13 protein-coding genes are annotated in these 16,451 nt (G+C 66.6%); 2 read left to right on the top strand and 11 right to left on the bottom strand.

Going from position 1 to position 16,451, the window contains the following annotated elements:
* Nucleotides 1-3 precede the first annotated feature (3 nt).
* The 10 genes from EJP67_RS31520 to EJP67_RS31475 all read right to left on the bottom strand — a co-directional run bounded on the left by EJP67_RS31520 (nt 4) and on the right by EJP67_RS31475 (nt 12,937).
* Nucleotides 4-921 carry a dihydrodipicolinate synthase family protein gene (locus EJP67_RS31520; protein ID WP_126025650.1) on the bottom strand — a complete coding sequence of 306 codons (918 nt, stop codon included), beginning with the start codon at nt 919-921 and terminating at the stop codon, nt 4-6.
* Nucleotides 922-930: 9 nt separating this feature from the next.
* Nucleotides 931-2,679: an IlvD/Edd family dehydratase gene (locus tag EJP67_RS31515; RefSeq protein ID WP_126025649.1), complete on the bottom strand. Its 1,749-nt coding sequence runs from the start codon at nt 2,677-2,679 to the stop codon at nt 931-933.
* 42 nt (nt 2,680-2,721) lie between these two features.
* Nucleotides 2,722-3,750: a galactofuranose ABC transporter, permease protein YjfF gene (yjfF, locus tag EJP67_RS31510; protein ID WP_126025648.1), complete on the bottom strand. Its 1,029-nt coding sequence runs from the start codon at nt 3,748-3,750 to the stop codon at nt 2,722-2,724.
* Nucleotides 3,747-4,781 carry an ABC transporter permease gene (locus EJP67_RS31505; protein ID WP_126025647.1) on the bottom strand — a complete coding sequence of 345 codons (1,035 nt, stop codon included), beginning with the start codon at nt 4,779-4,781 and terminating at the stop codon, nt 3,747-3,749. The genes yjfF and EJP67_RS31505 overlap by 4 nt, the downstream gene beginning before the upstream one ends.
* Before the next feature lie 139 nt (nt 4,782-4,920).
* Nucleotides 4,921-6,444 (bottom strand): sugar ABC transporter ATP-binding protein, encoded by a 1,524-nt coding sequence (locus EJP67_RS31500; protein WP_126025646.1) that lies wholly within the window; start codon nt 6,442-6,444, stop codon nt 4,921-4,923.
* A gap of 10 nt (nt 6,445-6,454) precedes the next feature.
* Complete coding sequence (gene mmsB / locus EJP67_RS31495; RefSeq protein WP_126025645.1) at nt 6,455-7,672, bottom strand: multiple monosaccharide ABC transporter permease; 1,218 nt, start codon at nt 7,670-7,672, stop codon at nt 6,455-6,457.
* The gene (gene mmsA, locus EJP67_RS31490) at nt 7,659-9,227 is read right to left on the bottom strand and encodes a multiple monosaccharide ABC transporter ATP-binding protein (protein WP_126025706.1); all 1,569 of its coding nucleotides are present in this window, start codon (nt 9,225-9,227) and stop codon (nt 7,659-7,661) included. The genes mmsB and mmsA overlap by 14 nt, the downstream gene beginning before the upstream one ends.
* Nucleotides 9,228-9,229: 2 nt before the next feature.
* Nucleotides 9,230-10,300 (bottom strand): multiple monosaccharide ABC transporter substrate-binding protein, encoded by a 1,071-nt coding sequence (gene chvE, locus EJP67_RS31485; protein WP_126025644.1) that lies wholly within the window; start codon nt 10,298-10,300, stop codon nt 9,230-9,232.
* Nucleotides 10,301-10,435: 135 nt separating this feature from the next.
* Nucleotides 10,436-11,401, bottom strand: coding sequence for an ABC transporter substrate-binding protein (locus tag EJP67_RS31480; RefSeq protein WP_126025643.1), 966 nt, complete (start codon nt 11,399-11,401; stop codon nt 10,436-10,438).
* Between the two features lie 81 nt (nt 11,402-11,482).
* On the bottom strand, nt 11,483-12,937 hold the full coding sequence (locus EJP67_RS31475; protein WP_126025642.1) for an aldehyde dehydrogenase family protein: 1,455 nt from the start codon (nt 12,935-12,937) through the stop codon (nt 11,483-11,485).
* A 148-nt stretch (nt 12,938-13,085) separates the two neighbouring features.
* Here EJP67_RS31475 and EJP67_RS31470 point away from each other — a divergent pair, with 148 nt between their 5' ends.
* Nucleotides 13,086-14,051: a LysR family transcriptional regulator gene (locus tag EJP67_RS31470; RefSeq protein WP_126025641.1), complete on the top strand. Its 966-nt coding sequence runs from the start codon at nt 13,086-13,088 to the stop codon at nt 14,049-14,051.
* A 140-nt stretch (nt 14,052-14,191) separates the two neighbouring features.
* On the opposite strand, the gene EJP67_RS31465 is transcribed toward EJP67_RS31470, so the two are convergent.
* Nucleotides 14,192-14,992 (bottom strand): SDR family NAD(P)-dependent oxidoreductase, encoded by an 801-nt coding sequence (locus tag EJP67_RS31465; RefSeq protein ID WP_126025640.1) that lies wholly within the window; start codon nt 14,990-14,992, stop codon nt 14,192-14,194.
* Between the two features lie 116 nt (nt 14,993-15,108).
* On the opposite strand from EJP67_RS31465, the gene EJP67_RS31460 reads away from it, so the two are divergent.
* Nucleotides 15,109-16,041 carry an SMP-30/gluconolactonase/LRE family protein gene (locus EJP67_RS31460; protein ID WP_126025639.1) on the top strand — a complete coding sequence of 311 codons (933 nt, stop codon included), beginning with the start codon at nt 15,109-15,111 and terminating at the stop codon, nt 16,039-16,041.
* The last annotated feature ends 410 nt before the right edge of the window (nt 16,042-16,451 follow it).

Here is a 16,451-nt window from a genome sequence, read left to right as displayed (position 1 = left end):
TCTTCACTTCCCCCAACGCAGCACCATCGGATCGAGTCGCCTTGCGGTCTCGATCAGGCCGGCACGCGTGTCGGGGTGCATGGCCGGCAGGGGGTGGCGGGGCGCCTCGCAGGCGATCACACCGCCCTCCTTCATCAATGACTTGCAGGCCAGCAGCCCTGCCTGGCGGTTCTCGTAGTTGATGAGCGGCAGCCACTGCTGGTAGAGCGCGAAGGCCTTGTCGCGGTCGCCCGAGCGGTGCGCCTCGATGATCGGGCGGATGCCGTCCGGATAGCCGCCCCCCGTCATCGATCCGGTCGCACCGGCATCGAGGTCAGGCATCAGCGTGATGGCCTCCTCGCCATCCCACGGTCCCTCGATGGCGTCGCCGCCCAGGCGGATCAGCTCCCGCAGCTTCGATGCGGCGCCGGGCGTCTCGATCTTGAAGTACGCCACCTGCTCGATCTCCTTCGCCATGCGCGCGAGGAACGGCGCCGACAGCACCGTGCCGCTGGCCGGCGCGTCCTGGATCATGATCGGAATGCCCACAGCGTCCGACAGCCGCGCGTAGAACTCGTAGATCTGCGGCTCGGGCACGCGGAAGGTCGCGCCGTGATACGGCGGCATCACCATCAGCATCGCGGCGCCCATGTCCTGCGCACGGCGGCTGCGCTCGGCGCAGACCTTGGTGCTGTAGTGCGTGGTGGTCACGATCACCGGCACGCGGCCCTTCACGTGTTCGAGGATGGTGCGGGTCAGCACCTCGCGCTCCTCGTCGGACAGCACGAACTGCTCCGAGAAGTTCGCAAGGATGCAGAGCCCGTCCGAGCCCGCGTCGATCATGAAGTCGACGCAGCGCTTCTGGCTTTCGAGATCGAGCGCGCCCTGTTCGGTGAAGGTGGTGGGCACCACCGGGAAGATGCCGCGGTATCTGGGGTTCATGGTGATGGATCAGTGTGAATGGCGGGGAACGGCGGCGCCTCTGCAGCCGACGAGAAAATCGAAGTCGCAGCCCTCGTCGGCCTGCAGCACGTGGTTGACGTAGAGCTTCTGGTAGCCGCCGCCGCGCGTGCTCATCGGCTGCGCGTCCGAGGCCGACAGCGAAGCCAGGCGCGAAGCGAGCTCCTCGTCGCTGATGTCCAGGTGCAGGCGGCCTGCATCGCAGTCGAGCTCGATCCAGTCGCCGTCGCGCACCGCGGCCAGCGGCCCGCCGTCGGCCGCCTCGGGCGCGACGTGCAGCACCACGGTGCCGTAGGCCGTGCCGCTCATGCGCGCGTCGGAGATGCGCACCATGTCCTTCACTCCCTGGCGCAGCAGCTTCGGCGGCAGCCCCATGTTCCCGACCTCGGCCATGCCCGGGTAGCCCTTGGGCCCGCAGTTCTTCAGAACCATCACGCAGCTGGCGTCGATGTCCAGGTCTTCGTCGACGATGCGCTCCTTGTAATGCTCCAGGTTCTCGAACACCACCGCCCTGCCCCGATGCTTCAGCAGCTCCGGCGACGCGGCCGAGGGCTTGAGCACCGCGCCGCGCGGCGAGAGATTGCCGCGCAGGATGCGGATGCCGCCATCGGCGATCAGCGGCTTGTCGATCGGGCGGATCACCTCGTCGTCGAGGCTGGGCGCGTCGCGCACGTTGTCCCAGAGCGACTGGCCGTTCACCGTCAGCGCATCGGGATGCGGCAGCAGCCCGCTCTCGCCAAGCCGGCGCAGCACCGCCGGCAGGCCGCCCGCGTAATAGAACTCCTCCATCAGGAAGCGCCCCGAAGGCATCAGGTCGACGATGGTCGGCGTGTGGCTGCCGATCCGCGTCCAGTCCTCCAGCTCCAGCTCGACGCCGATGCGCCCCGCGATCGCCTTCAGGTGGATCACCGCGTTGGTCGATCCGCCGATGGCCGCGTTCACGCGGATCGCGTTCTCGAAGGCCTCGCGCGTGAGGATCTTCGACAGCGTGAGCCCCTCCTTCGCCATCTCCACCGCGCGCATGCCCGACATCTGGGCGAGCACGTAGCGCCGCGCGTCGACCGCCGGAATCGCCGCGTTGTGCGGCAGCGAGGTACCCAGCGCCTCCGCCATGCAGGCCATCGTCGAGGCCGTGCCCATGGTGTTGCAGGTGCCCGCCGAGCGCGACATGCCGCCTTCGGCCGAGAGGAACTGGTGCAGGTTGATCTCGCCCGCCTTCAGCGATTCGTGCAGCTGCCACACGGCCGTGCCGGAGCCGATGTTCTTTCCCTCGAGCTTGCCGTTGAGCATCGGCCCGCCCGTGACCACGATGGCCGGGATGTCGCAGCTCGCTGCGCCCATCAGCAGCGCGGGGGTGGTCTTGTCGCAGCCGGTGAGCAGCACCACCGCGTCGACCGGGTTGCCGCGGATGGCTTCTTCCACGTCCATGCTGGCGAGGTTGCGCGTGAGCATCGCGGTCGGCCGCAGGTTCGATTCGCCGTTGGAGAACACCGGGAACTCCACCGGGAAGCCGCCCGCCTCCGAGATGCCGCGCTTCACGTGCTCGGCGATCTTGCGGAAGTGCGCGTTGCAGGGCGTGAGCTCCGACCATGTGTTGCAGATGCCGATGATCGGGCGGCCGTCGAATTCGTGGTCCGGAATGCCCTGGTTCTTCATCCAGCTTCGGTACATGAAGCCGTTCTTGTCGGCCGAGCCGAACCATTCGGTCGAGCGCAGTTTCTTCGGAGGGGTGTCCGGCATGCGAGTTGTCCTGAGGGAGAGAAAAGGGAGAAAAAAAGAAGGTCAGCGCCGTGGCGTGCGCGACGTGAAGAAGCGCTGCAGCAGGCAGAACACGAACAGCAGCGCTCCGACGACGATGCGCGTCCACCACGAGCTCAGCGTGCCGTCGAAGGAAATGAGCGTCTGGATGATGCCCAGCATCAGCACGCCGAAGAGCGTGCCCGCCACGTAGCCCACGCCGCCGGTGAGCAGCGTGCCGCCGATCACCACCGCCGCGATGGCGTCGAGCTCCAGCCCCACCGCATGCAGGCCGTAGCCCGAGAGCATGTAGAAGGTGAAGATCACGCCCGCCAGCGCCGAGCAGAAGCCCGAGAGCGTGTACACGCCGATCAGCGTGCGGCGCACCGGCAGGCCCATGAGCACCGCCGACTGCTCGCTGCCACCGATGGCGTACACCGCGCGCCCGAACGGGGTGCAGTGCGCGATGAAGATGGCAGCCAGCAGCACCACGATCGCGATCACCGCGCTGATCGACACCGAGGCCTCGCCCCATACCGGAATGCGGATCTGCGAGACCTCGGAGTAGAACTCGTTGGTGATGCTGATCGAATCGATGCTGATGAGGTAGCAAAGCCCGCGCGCCAGGAACATGCCCGCGAGCGTGACGATGAAGGGCTGCAGCCTGAAGCGCTCGATGAGCACCCCCATGAAGGCGCCGAACGCCGTACCCATCGCGAGCACCAGCGGAATCACGACGCCGGGGCTCCAGCCGTGCTTCTCCACCAGCGAGGCCGACACCATGGTGGTGAGCGCGATCACCGAGCCCACCGACAGGTCGATGCCGCCCGAGAGGATCACGAAGGTCATGCCCACCGCCACGACGATGAGGAAGGCGTTGTCGATCAGCAGGTTGAGGAAAACCTGGGCCGAGAAGAAGCCGTCGTAGAAGACCGAACCCAGCGTCGCCACCAGCACGAACAGCGAGACGGTCGCCGCCAATGGCAGGTACTTGGGATTGAGCCCCCTCTTGCCCCCTCTCCCGCGCGCGGGAGAGGGTTGGGGTGAGGGTGCAGCCTCGATCACCGCGCTCATGCCCGTCCTCCTTCATGCACCGGCCGCTGCACCAGCGTGCGCACCTGCGACCTGAACTCCGGCGACTGCAGCAGCATCACCACGAACACCACACCCGCCTTCACCACGAGGTTGATCTCGGGCGGCACGCCCAGCGAATAGATCGCGTAGGTGAGCGTCTGGATGATGAGCGCGCCGATCACGCTGCCCACGAGGCTGAAGCGCCCGCCCGTGAGCGCGGTGCCGCCCAGCGTCACCGCGAGGATCGCGTCGAGTTCGATGAGCTGGCCCGCGTTGTTGCCGTCCGCGCTCTTCACGTTGGAGCTGATGAGAAGCCCCGCCACGCCCGCGCAGGCGCCGCAGAACGCATACGCGCCCACGATCAGCCGCCGGGCCTGCACGCCCGCCACGCGTGCCGCCGTCGGGTTGATGCCCACCGCCTGGATGAAGAGCCCCAGTGCCGTGCGCGTGATCGCCAAGTACAGCAACGCGAACACCGCTGCCACGATGAACAGCGAGAACGGCAGCCCCAGCAGGTAGCCGCTGCCGAGGAAGAAGAAGGGCTTGTAGTAGATGGTGATGATCTGCCCGTCGGCGATCAACTGCGCGATGCCGCGCCCCGCCACCATCAGGATCAGCGTTGCGATGATCGGCTGCATGCCCACCTTGGCCACCAGCAGGCCGTTCCACAGCCCGCACGCCAGCGCGATGCCGATGGCCGCGAGGATCGCGAGCGGCATCGGAAAGCGGCTCGTGTCGCTGGACACCGAGCCGCCGATCATCCAGGCCGCGAGCGCAGCTGCGATGGCCACCACGGCGCCCACCGAGATGTCGATGCCGCGGGTGGCGATCACGAGCGTCATGCCCAGAGACACAAGCACCAGCGGCGCTGCGCGGTTGAGGATGTCGACGAGGCTGCCGTAGAGATGGCCGTCGCGCCATTCGAGGTGCAGGAAGCTGGCGTTGAAGGCGGTGTTCACTGCGAGCAGGAGCAGCAGCGTGACGATGGGCCAGGCGAGGCGATGGCTCATGAGAGATGAAAGGCGTTTCATGTGTTCTGCCTTGCTCCTTCCCCCTCTGGGGGAAGGCCGGGATGGGGGCATGCGGCCTCGAACGCGGCGCGAAGGTGAAGGCCGTCTGCCCCCACCCCAGCCCTCCCCCGGAAGGGGAGGGAGAAGAACAGGAAGGACTTCATGCTGCGGCAATCATTTCGTACACCTCGTCCTCGGTCGAGCCGCCCGGCAGCTCGCCCACCTTCTTCCTGTCGCGCAGCACCACGATGCGATGCGCCACGCGCACCACCTCGCTCATCTCCGAGGAGATGAAGATCACCGCCATGCCCGCCTTCGCGAGCCGCAGGATCTCTTCCATGATCTCCTGCTTGGCCGCCACGTCGATGCCGCGCGTGGGCTCGTCGAGGATCAGCAGGCGCGGTTCGGTCGCGAGCCAGCGCGCGATCACGGCCTTCTGCTGGTTGCCGCCCGACAGCAGCCCGATGGGCGTCTCCACGCTCGCGGTCTTGATGCCCAGCGAGGCGACGAAGCGCTCCGCCATCGCCGTCTGCTCCGCGTGCGAGAGAAAGCGCTTCGTGCCCAACCGCGCCTGCAAGGCCAGCGCGATGTTCTCGCGCACCGACAGCTCGGCGACGATGCCGTCCGTCTTGCGTTCTTCCGGACACAACGCCAGGCCTTCGCGGATCGCGTCGGCCGGATTCGAGAAGCTCACGCTGCGGCCATCGACCTTGAGCACGCCGCGGTCCGGCATCTCCAGCCCGAACAGCAGCCGCGCGAGCTCCGTGCGGCCCGCGCCCAGCAGGCCCGCGATGCCGACGACCTCGCCCGCGCGCACGCGCAGGTCGGTCGCCTGCAGCTGGCCCGCCTGCCCGAGCCCCTCGATCTGCAGCAGCGCAGGCGCGGCCTCGTCGAACGAAGGCAGCGCGGCCGGCCGCGCCGACTGCGCCGCGAGCTCACGCCCGAGCATCGCCGCGATCAGCGCCTGCGGCCCGAGGTCGGCCGCCTTCCACTCGCCGATCCAGGCGCCGTTGCGCAGCACCGTGATGCGGTCCGACACCGCGTACATCTGGTTGAGGAAGTGCGTCACGAAGACGATGGCGAGCCCCTCGGCGCGCAGCCGCCGCAGCACGTCGAAGAGCTTCTCGACCTCGTCGTCGTCGAGGCTGGAGGTGGGCTCATCGAGGATCAGCACCTTCGACGACACGCCCAGCGCCCGTGCGATGGCCACCATCTGCTGCACAGCCACCGAGTAGCTCGACAGAAGCCGGGTCACGTCGATGTCGAGCCCGATGCGCGCCAGCAGTTCCTCGGCGCGCCGGTTCACCGCGGCCCAGTCGATGCGGAAGCCCTGCGCCGCGCCCTTGCGCGGATAGCGCCCGGCGAACACGTTCTCAGCCACCGAGAGGTTCGGGCACAGGTTCACTTCCTGGTAGACGGTGCTGATGCCGAGCTTCTGCGCCTCCAGCGGCGAATGCGCACGGATCGGCCTGCCCTCGAGCAGCATCTCGCCGCCGCTGGACGGCAGCACGCCCGTGAGCACCTTGATCAGCGTCGACTTGCCAGCGCCGTTCTGCCCCATGAGCGCGTGGATCTCGCCCGGATACAGGTCGAGCCGCACGTCGCGCAGCACCGGGATGCCACCGAACTGCTTGTGGATGCCCCGGAGCTGGAGAACGGGGCTGGTGGCGCTTGCGTCTGCCATGTGCTGCCCGTCACTTGTTCTTGTTGTAGACGTCGATGAACACCGCCGCCAGCAGCACCAGTCCCTTGATGACCTGCTGGTAGTCGATGCCGATGCCGAGGATCGACATGCCGTTGTTCATCACGCCCATGATGAAGGCGCCGATCACCGCGCCCATCACCTTGCCCACGCCGCCCGAAGCGGAGGCGCCGCCGATGAAGCAGGCCGCGATCACGTCGAGCTCGAAGCCCAGGCCGGCCTTGGGCGTGGCCGTGTTGAGCCGCGCCGCGAACACGAGGCCGGCCAGCGCCGCCAGCGCGCCCATGTTCACGAAGGTGAGGAAGGCCAGCCGCTGAGTCTTCACGCCCGACAGACGCGCCGCCTTCTCGTTGCCGCCCAGCGCGTAGATGCGCCGGCCGACGGTAGTGCGGTTGGTGACGAAGTCGTACACCACGATCAGCACCGCCATCACGATCAGCACGTTGGGCAGGCCCTTGTAGGTCGACAGCAGGTAGCTGAAGAACAGGATGATGGCCGCGAAGAACAGGTTCTTCACCAGGAAGAAGGCGTAGGGCTCCTGCTCCATGCCGTGCGCCGCCAGCTTGGCGCGCCCGCGCATCTTGAAGAACACCAGCGCCACGGCGGCCAGCGCACCCACGATCAGCGAGGTGGTGCGGAAGGCGTCGCCGCCCAGCGGATCGGGAATGAAGCCTGAGCTCAGCCGCTGGAACTCCACAGGAAACGGCCCCACCGACTGCCCCGCCAGCAGCGCCAGCGTCAGCCCCTTGAACACCAGCATGCCCGCGAGCGTGACGATGAAGGACGGGATCTTGCGGAAGGCCACGAACCAGCCCTGCGCAGCGCCGATGACCGCGCCCGCGAGGATGCTCACCAGCGCCGTCGGCACGAAGTGCCAGTCGTACTCCACCATCAGCACCGCCGCCAGCGCGCCGATGAAGCCGCACACCGAGCCCACCGACAGGTCGATGTGCCCCGCCACGATCACCAGCAGCATGCCCAGCGCCATGATGACCACGTAGCTGTTCTGCAGCAGCAGGTTGGTGAGGTTCAGCGGCCGCAGCAGCGTGCCGTCGGTCAGCACCTGGAATAGCACCATGATCGCGACCAGCGAGATCAGCATGCCGTATTCGCGCAGGTTGTTCTTCAGGAAGCCGGTGTGCAGCTTCGCCGCCGCGCCCTCCTGCACCGGCACGGCAGGCTTCACCGCGTTGACTTCAGGCTGGGACATGGACGGAACTCCCCGAACTCACGATGGCATGCATGATGCGCTCCTGAGAGGCTTCTGAAGCCGGAAACTCGGCGACGAATCGCCCCTCGTTCATCACGTAGATGCGGTCGCACATGCCGAGCAGCTCCGGCAGTTCGGAAGAAATCATGAGAATGCCCTTGCCCTCGCTGGCAAGCCTGTCGATGATGGTGTAGATCTCGTACTTGGCGCCCACGTCGATGCCGCGCGTGGGCTCGTCGAGGATCAGCAGCTCGGGCTTCGTGAAGAGCCACTTGCTCAACACCACCTTCTGCTGGTTGCCCCCTGAAAGGTTGACCACCAGCTGCTCGATGCCCGAGCAGCGGATGTTGAGCGCCTTGCGGTACTCGTTGGCCACCTTGAACTCGCGCCCGTGGTCGATCACCGACTTGTCGGCAATCGCATCCAGGTTCGCGAGGCTGATGTTCTTGCGGATGTCTTCCTCCAGCACCAGCCCGAGGCCCTTGCGGTCTTCGGTGACGTAGGCGATGCCCTGGTCGATGGCCTTGCGCACCGTGCTCACGTCCACCGGCTTGCCGTGCATGAACACCGAGCCGCTGATGCGCTGGCCGTAGGAGCGGCCGAAGATGCTCATGGCCAGCTCGGTGCGGCCCGCGCCCATGAGGCCCGCGATGCCGACGATCTCGCCCTGGCGCACGTTCAGGCTCACGCCCTTGATCTGCTCGCGGTCGGCGTGCAGCGCGTGGTGCACGCGCCAGTCGCGCACCTCGAACACGGTGCTGCCGATCTTCGGGTCGCGCTGCGGATAGCGGTGCGCCATGTCGCGCCCGACCATGCCGCGGATGATGCGGTCCTCGCTGATGGGCTGGCCGCGGCAGTCCATGGTCTCCACGGTGGCACCGTCGCGCAGCACGGTGATCGAGTCGGCCACCTTGGCGATCTCGTTGAGCTTGTGCGAGATGAGGATCGACGCGATGCCCTGGCGCTTGAGCTCCAGCAGCAGCATCAGCAGCGCGTCGCTGTCGTTCTCGTTGAGGCTGGCGGTGGGCTCGTCGAGGATCAGCAGCTTCACCTCCTTGGCCAGCGCCTTGGCGATCTCGACGAGCTGCTGCTTGCCCACGCCCAGGTCGGTCACCAGCGTGGTGGGCGGCTCCTTCAGGCCTACCTTGGCAAGCAGCTCGCGCGTCTTCGCATAGGCGGCGAACCAGTCGATCACGCCCGCGCCGCTGGCGATCTCGTTGCCGAGGAAGATGTTCTCTGCAATGGACAGCAGCGGCACCAGCGCCAGCTCCTGGTGGATGATGATGATGCCGAGCTTCTCGCTGTCGGCGATGCCCCTGAAGCGGCGCTCCTCGCCCTCGAAGAAGATCTCGCCGGTGTACGAGTCGCACGGGTAGACGCCGCTCAGCACCTTCATGAGCGTCGACTTGCCCGCGCCGTTCTCGCCGACCACCGCGTGGATCTCCCCGGCGCGCACGCTGAGGTTGACGTTGCTCAGCGCCTTCACGCCGGGGAACGTCTTGGTGATGCCGCGCATCTCGAGGATGGCGCCGGCACCGTCGCTGCTGCCCTGCATGCTCACTTGATCTGGCTTTCCTTGTAGTAGCCGCTGTCGACCAGCACCTGCTTCCAGTTCGACGCATCCACGCTCACCGGCTTGAGCAGGTACGAAGGCACGACCTTGATGCCGTTGTTGTAGGTCTTGGTGTCGTTCACCTCGGGCGTCTTGCCCGAGAGCATCGCGTCCACCATGGCGACCGTCACCTTGGCCAGTTCGCGCGTGTCCTTGAACACGGTGGAGGTCTGCTCCTTGCGCAGGATCGACTTCACCGAGGGGATCTCCGCGTCCTGCCCCGACACCACCGGCATCGGCTGCGAGGCCGAGCCGTAGCCCACGCCCTTGAGCGACGAGAGGATGCCGATGGAAAGGCCGTCGTACGGCGAGAGCACCGCGTCGACGCGGTCCTTCGTGTAGAAGGCCGACAGCAGGTTGTCCATGCGAGCCTGCGCCACCGCGCCGTCCCAGCGCAGCGTGCCGACCTTGTCCATGCCCATCTGCTTGCTGCGCACCACCAGCTTGCCGCTCTTGATGTAGGGGTCGAGCACCGACATCGCGCCGTTGTAGAAGAAGAAGGCGTTGTTGTCGTCGGGCGAGCCGCCGAAGAGCTCGATGTTGAACGGGCCCTTGCCGCTCTTCAGGCCCAGCGCCGCCTCGATCGACTGCGCCTGCAGCACGCCGACCTGGAAGTTGTCGAAGGTGGCGTAGTAGTCGACGTTCTTCGAGCCCTTGATGAGCCGGTCGTAGGCGATGACCTTCACGCCCTTGTCGGCCGCCTTCTGCAGCACGTCCGACAGCGTGGTGCCGTCGATGGCCGCGATGACCAGCACCTTCGAGCCCTTGGTCACCATGTTCTCGATCTGCGCGAGCTGGTTGGGAATGTCGTCTTCGGCGTACTGCAGGTCGGTCTTGTAGCCCTTGTCCTTGAAGTACTTGACCATGTTGGCGCCGTCGGCGATCCAGCGCGCCGACGATTTGGTGGGCATGGAAATGGCGATCAGGCCCTTGTCCTGCGCGTTGGCCAGCGGAGCGAAGCCGACGATGGCCAGTGCGACGCCTGCGAGCGATGCCTTGAGGAAGTTGCGTTTCATGTTCGATCCGTTTTTTCGATGGGTGCTGTATCTTTTCCAGGAACACCGCGGAACCGGCTTTGCCGGGCCGCAGGTGTTGCCCCCGGCGAGGGGGTTGGCGAAGCGACACGAAGTGCGCGAAGCCTGGGGGAGTACTCAATATTTCCGATTGGGGAATTCTTTTGCCGCGACTTCCATCGGGAAGATGCTCTCGACGGTCACGATGCGCTTGGGCAGCGTCTTGCCGTCCTTGATGTCCTTCACGGCCTGCATGAGCTGGGGCCCGAGCAGCGGGCTGCACTCGACGGACACGTTGAGCTTGCCGGCGATCATGGCTTCGAACGCGCCCTTCACGCCGTCGATGGAGATGATCACGATGTCCTTCGCGGGCTTCAGGCCGGCTTCCTCGATGGCCTGGATCGCGCCGATGGCCATGTCGTCGTTGTGCGCGTACAGCACATTGATCTTCTTGCCCTCGGCCTTCAGGAAGGCTTCCATCACCTCCTTGCCCTTGGCGCGCGTGAAGTCGCCGGTCTGCGAGCGGATGATCTTGAACTTCGGGTCGGCCTTGATGATTTCCTCGAAGCCCTTCTTGCGGTCGATGGCCGGTGCCGAGCCCACGGTGCCCTGCAGCTCGACGATGTTCACGTCGCCCTTCTGGTCCTTCATCTTCTCCACCAGCCAGCGGCCGGCCTTGCGGCCTTCCTCGGTGAAGTCGGAGCCCATGAAGGTCACGTAGAGCGAGTCGTCCTTGGTGTTGACGGAACGGTCGGTCAGCACCACCGGGATCTTCGCGGCCTTGGCTTCGCGCAGAACGGTCTCCCAGCCGGACTCGACCACCGGCGAGAAGGCGATCACGTCGACCTTCTGCGCGATATACGAGCGGATGGCCTTGATCTGGTTTTCCTGCTTCTGCTGCGCGTCGGAGAACTTGAGCTCGATGCCCGCCTCCTTGGCCGAGGACTTGATCGACTCGGTGTTGGCGGTACGCCATTCGCTCTCGGCGCCCACCTGTGCGAAGCCGAGCACGAGCTTCTTCTGCGCGAGCACGGAAGCGGGCAGAAGCCCGCCGAGCGCGGCGGCGGCCAGGGCGGTATTGAGGGTGCGGCGATTCATGGTCATGGGATGTCTCCTTCTTGATGATTCGAGGAATGCCGGTTGGCGTGGGTGATGAAAAACGAAACTGAAAGAACCCCGTCCGGTTCAGGCCAGCATGTAGCCGGTCTTCACCGTCGTGTAGAACTCCGCGGCGTGGCGCCCTTGTTCGCGCGGCCCGTAGCCCGACCCCTTGCGGCCGCCGAAGGGCACGTGGAAGTCCACCCCCGCGGTCGGCAGATTGACCATCGTCATGCCGACCACGGCATGGCGCCTGAAATGCATCGCGTGCTTCAGCGAATTGGTGCAGATGCCCGCGCACAGGCCGAAGGGCGTGTCGTTGCACAGGGCGAGCGCCTCGTCGTAGTCGTCGGCGCGCAGCACGCAGGCCAGCGGACCGAAGATCTCCTCGCGCGCGATGCGGTGCGAGGGCTTCGCCAGGAAGAGCGCAGGGCTCATGTAGTGGCCGGCGGTGGCGCGCTCCAGCGCCTCGCCGCCCCAGACGTGCTCGGCGCCCTCCTCGCGTGCGGTGTCGACCCAGGCGAGGTCCTGCGCGAGGCGGTCTTCGTCGGCCACCGGACCGATGTCCACGCCGCGTTCCAGCGCGTGGCCGATCTTCAGCGTCTTCAGGCGCTGGCGCAGCTTCGCCACGAAGGCGTCGTGCACCGCCGACTCGACGATGAGCCGGCTCGACGCGGTGCAGCGCTGGCCGGCGGAGAAATACGCGCCCTGCACCGCGCAATCGACCGCGCGGTCGAGGTCGGCATCGGCCAGCACCACCAGCGCGTTCTTGCCGCCCGTCTCCAACTGCACCTTGGCGCGCCGCGCAGCCGCCACCTGCAGGATGCGCTCGCCGTTGGCCATCGAACCCGTGAAGCTCAGCGCATCGACCAGCGGGCTGTCGACCAGCGCCTGCCCCGCTTCGCGGCCGCTACCCATCACGAGGTTGAAGGCACCCGCCGGCAATGCGGCGCGGCTGATGATCTCCGCCAGCGCCCAGCCGCAGCCAGACACCAGCTCGGCCGGCTTGAACACCACGCTGTTGCCATGGGCCAGCGCGGGCGCGATCTTCCATGCGGGCACCACGAAGGGCGAGTTCCACGGCGTGATGAGCCCCACCACGCCCACCGGCTCGCGCGTGACGTCGACCTGCACGCCCGCGCGCACCGAGGCCACGTTCTCGCCGCCACCGCCGCGCAGTGCCTCGCCCGCGAAGAACTTGAATATCTGGCCGGCCCGAGCCACTTCGGCCACCGCCTCGACCAGGGTCTTGCCCTCCTCGCGCGCCAGCAGCATGCCCAGGTCGTCCTTGCGCGCGAGCAGCTCGGTGCCGATGCGGTCGAGCACGTCGGCCCGCCGCTGCGGCGTGCTGTGGCTCCAGTGCGGAAAGGCTTCCGTGGCGGCGCGGATGGCCGCCTCGGCCTGGCGGCGATCGGCACGTGCGTACTCGGCCACCACTTCGCTGGTGTCCGAAGGATTGGCGCTCACACCGGTGGTCGCGCTGGTTTCCCAGCGGCCGTTGATGTACTGCCGCACGTTCTGATGGAGCTCGCCGTGGATCACCGGGGCCTGGACCTTGTCTCTGTTGTTCTTGGAATGCCCGGAGTCTAGAAACAGATTTGATATCAATCCAATCGTTTTTTAAGCAAAATGGATATCGATCGCCGGATTCTGGAAAACCCGATCAGTCCTTTGTTTAAAGCCCGGAGACATGACCAACTACAACCACTGGTTCATCCGCGCCCGCCTCAAGACCCGGCAGCTGCTGCTGCTCGTGGCGCTGTCCGAGGAGGGCAACATCCACCGCGCGGCGCAGGTGCTCAACATGACGCAGCCGGCCGCCTCCAAGCTGCTGAAGGACCTGGAAGACGTGCTGGAGGTGCCGCTGTTCGAGCGCCTGCCGCGCGGCATGCGCCCGACCTGGTACGGCGAGACCATGATCCGCCACGCCCGCGTCGCGCTCGCGAGCCTGAACCAGGCGCACGACGAGCTCACCGCGCTGAAGGCCGGCCGCTTCGGCCAGGTGAGCGTGGGCGCCATCACCGCTCCCGGCCTCACGCTGATGCCGCCTGCGGTGGCGATGGTGAAGCGCGAACACCCCGACCTGCGCGTGTCGCTGGAGATCGAGACCAGCCCGGTGCTGATCGAGCGGCTGGAGCAGGGCAAGCTCGACATGCTGGTGGCGCGCCTTTTCGCCGAGCACGACAAGTCGCAGCTGCGCTACGAGGCGCTCAGCGAGGAACCCGTGTGCGCGCTGGTACGACCCGGCCATCCGCTGCTGGGCGTGAGCAGCCTCACGCTGCGCGACGTGGTGGGCGCCGGCTGGATCGTGCCGCCCGCGGGCAGCGTGCTGCGCCACCGCTTCGAGCTGATGTTCCAGGAGGAAGGCCTTGCGCCGCCGACCAACACCATCGAGAGCTCGGCCCTGCTCTTCATCACGCGCATGCTGCAGCAGAGCGACATGGTGGCGGTGCTTGCGACCGACGTGGCGCGCTACTACGCGTCGCACGGCATCGTGTCGCTGCTGCCGCTGGACATGCCCTGCCACATGGACGCCTTCGGCATCATCACGCGCACCGACCGGCTGCCGTCGCCGGCGGCGAAGGTGATGATGAAGGCGCTGAAAACGGCGAGCGTCAGCGTCTATGGGCGCAAGCTGGAGATGGAGATCGACTGAGGAAATACGGGATCGGGCAGCCGGACGCAGAGGGCGCGAAGGTTTCGCAGAGGTCGCAGAAGGAAACCCCAAAAATGGTTTCGGTCTCTTCTGCGACTTCTGCGTAGTTTTTGTATTTCTTCTGCGTTCGGCTGTTGGATTCAGGTCCAACCGGCGTCGACCGTGAACTCCTGGGCCGTGCACATCTTCGCGTCGTCCGATGCCAGGAACAGCACCATGCGCGCGATGTCTTCCGGCATCAGCTTGTCGGGCAGGCACTGGTTGCGCTTGAGCGACTGCTCGCCCTCCTCGTCGAGCCACAGCTTCACTTGCCGCTCGGTCATCACCCAGCCGGGCGAGACGGTGTTGATGCGGATGCGGTCGCGGCCCAGATCCACCGCCAGGCCGCGCGTGAGACCGTTCACCGACGACTTCGCGATCGCGTAGCAGGGGTAGCCCGAGCCCTTGGTCTGCCAGCCGGTGGAGCCGAGGTTGACCACCGAGCCGAAGCCCAGGCGCTTCATGCCCGGAACGACCGACTGGATGGCGAAGAGCGCGGGCCGCTCGTTGATGGCCATGCGGTTGTCGTAGTAGTCGGGCGTGACCGATTCGAGCGTGTGGCGGTCGTCGCTCGCCACGTTGTTGACCAGCACCGCGAAGTCGCCGAGCTCGGCCGCCGCATCGGCAATGGCTTTCTGCAGCGCGGCGATGTCGCGCACGTCGCAGGCGCGCCACCACGGCGCGGCATGGCCGGCCTCTTCGATCTGCCGCGCGAGTGCTGCGCTGGCACTTTCGGCGATGTCGACGAAGGCCACGCGCGCGCCCTGTTCGGCGAACGCAGCGACGATGGCCGCGCCGATGCCGCTGCCTCCGCCGGTGACGAACACGGTGCGGCCCTTGAGGCTGGGATGGATGGAAAGCTGGGGGGAATTCAAGAAAAGTCTCCGGGGTGGGCATCTCATGACATTGCAATATGCATATCAATCGATGCCGTGATTTTCGATTTCGGTTATCAATATGCCTTGATACGATCCGCCGCGTCAAGAAGACAGACACGAACAGGAAAGAAGAAAGACCAATGAGCAAAGAGACAAGCAGCCCCGTTCCCTCTCCTTCCGTCATCGGCCAGGCCGAGTGCATCTGGCCGGCAGGCGCCAACCTCGGCGAAGGCACCATGTGGTCGCAGCGCGAGCAGGCGCTGTACTGGATCGACATCCTCACGCCGCGCCTCTTCCGCTACGACCCGGCCACCGGCGCGCAGCGCACCTGGAACTTCGACGAGGAGATCACCGCCATCGCCGAGCGCGCATCGGCACCCGGCCTCTTCATCACGCTGCGCCGCGGCTTCGCGCTCTTCGACACCACCACGCCCGGCGACGAAGCCAAACCGCAGTACCTGCACCAGCCCGAGCCCGAACGCACCGGCAACCGCTTCAACGACGGCAAGTGCGACGCGCGCGGCCGATTCTGGGCCGGCAGCATGGACTTCGACTGCAAGGCGCCCACCGGCGCGCTCTACCGCTACGACGCGGGCGGCCGCTGCACCAAGCACGACGACGGCTTCGAGGTGACCAACGGCCCGACCTGGTCGGGCGACGGCCGCACCATGTACTTCAACAACACGGTGCTGAACAACCTGTACGCCTACGACTTCGACATGGAAGCAGGCACCGTGTCGAACCGCCGCGTGTGGCATCGCTTTCCCAAACCCGACGGGCTGCCCGACGGCATGACCACCGACGCGGCCGGGCGCCTGTGGATCGCGCACTGGGGCGGCTCCTGCGTCACCTGCCACGATCCGGTGAGCGCGGCCGAGCTGTGCCGCATCGCCATACCCGCGAGCCACGTCACCGACTGCGCCTTCGGCGACGCCGACATGCGCACGCTCTACATCACGACCGCCCGCGCCAGCCTCACGCCCGAGCAGGAGGCGGCCGAACCGCTGGCAGGCGGGCTCTTCAGGGTCCGCATCGACAGCCCGGGCGTGCCGGCCGCGCTGTTCGCGGGCTGAGCCCGATCGCTCTCATGCACGAAAGAATGATCGCGCACTAGTTCACGCAAGACGCGCGCGCCTCGCACGGCGTCACCGGCATTGGCTCCCGGGCACACAGAATCCCGCCCGAACAAGATCTTCGTCCTCGGCACGAGAGACGATCTGTCCAGGGAGTCTTATGTCCAATACCAACGGCGCGGCCCATGCGGGCCCGTGCCTTTCTGCCATGAAGCGGCGGGTCAGCGTCCGCGCGCCCGCGGGCGATGCCACTCAGTCTTATCGCCCGACCGGCCGTGAAGAGCTTGACCAGCATCACAACCTCGATCTAGACCCGTCCGGCGCCGGAGGGAGCGCGTGATGGCAGTACAGGGAGAAGACGAGGACCACTGGACGGATTTCTCGCTGGGCATCGGCGGCTTCGCCGAGGT

This window comes from Variovorax guangxiensis (assembly GCF_003952165.1).
GTDB classification, from domain to species: domain Bacteria; phylum Pseudomonadota; class Gammaproteobacteria; order Burkholderiales; family Burkholderiaceae_C; genus Variovorax; species Variovorax guangxiensis.
The sequence above is the reverse complement of the archived record's forward strand: the minus strand, read 5'-3'. Positions and strand labels throughout refer to the sequence as shown.

Bases quoted from the DNA above. Each gene is read 5' to 3' on its own strand.
- EJP67_RS31460 (WP_126025639.1), top strand. From the start codon at position 15,109: ATGAGCAAAGAGACAAGCAGCCCCGTTCCCTCTCCTTCCGTCATCGGC.
- EJP67_RS31465 (WP_126025640.1), bottom strand. From the start codon at position 14,992: ATGAGATGCCCACCCCGGAGACTTTTCTTGAATTCCCCCCAGCTTTCC.
- EJP67_RS31520 (WP_126025650.1), bottom strand. From the start codon at position 921: ATGAACCCCAGATACCGCGGCATCTTCCCGGTGGTGCCCACCACCTTC.
- yjfF (WP_126025648.1), bottom strand. From the start codon at position 3,750: ATGAGCGCGGTGATCGAGGCTGCACCCTCACCCCAACCCTCTCCCGCG.
- EJP67_RS31500 (WP_126025646.1), bottom strand. From the start codon at position 6,444: ATGGCAGACGCAAGCGCCACCAGCCCCGTTCTCCAGCTCCGGGGCATC.
- EJP67_RS31480 (WP_126025643.1), bottom strand. From the start codon at position 11,401: ATGACCATGAATCGCCGCACCCTCAATACCGCCCTGGCCGCCGCCGCG.
- EJP67_RS31515 (WP_126025649.1), bottom strand. From the start codon at position 2,679: ATGCCGGACACCCCTCCGAAGAAACTGCGCTCGACCGAATGGTTCGGC.
- mmsA (WP_126025706.1), bottom strand. From the start codon at position 9,227: ATGCAGGGCAGCAGCGACGGTGCCGGCGCCATCCTCGAGATGCGCGGC.
- EJP67_RS31505 (WP_126025647.1), bottom strand. From the start codon at position 4,781: ATGAAACGCCTTTCATCTCTCATGAGCCATCGCCTCGCCTGGCCCATC.
- mmsB (WP_126025645.1), bottom strand. From the start codon at position 7,672: ATGTCCCAGCCTGAAGTCAACGCGGTGAAGCCTGCCGTGCCGGTGCAG.
- chvE (WP_126025644.1), bottom strand. From the start codon at position 10,300: ATGAAACGCAACTTCCTCAAGGCATCGCTCGCAGGCGTCGCACTGGCC.
- EJP67_RS31470 (WP_126025641.1), top strand. From the start codon at position 13,086: ATGACCAACTACAACCACTGGTTCATCCGCGCCCGCCTCAAGACCCGG.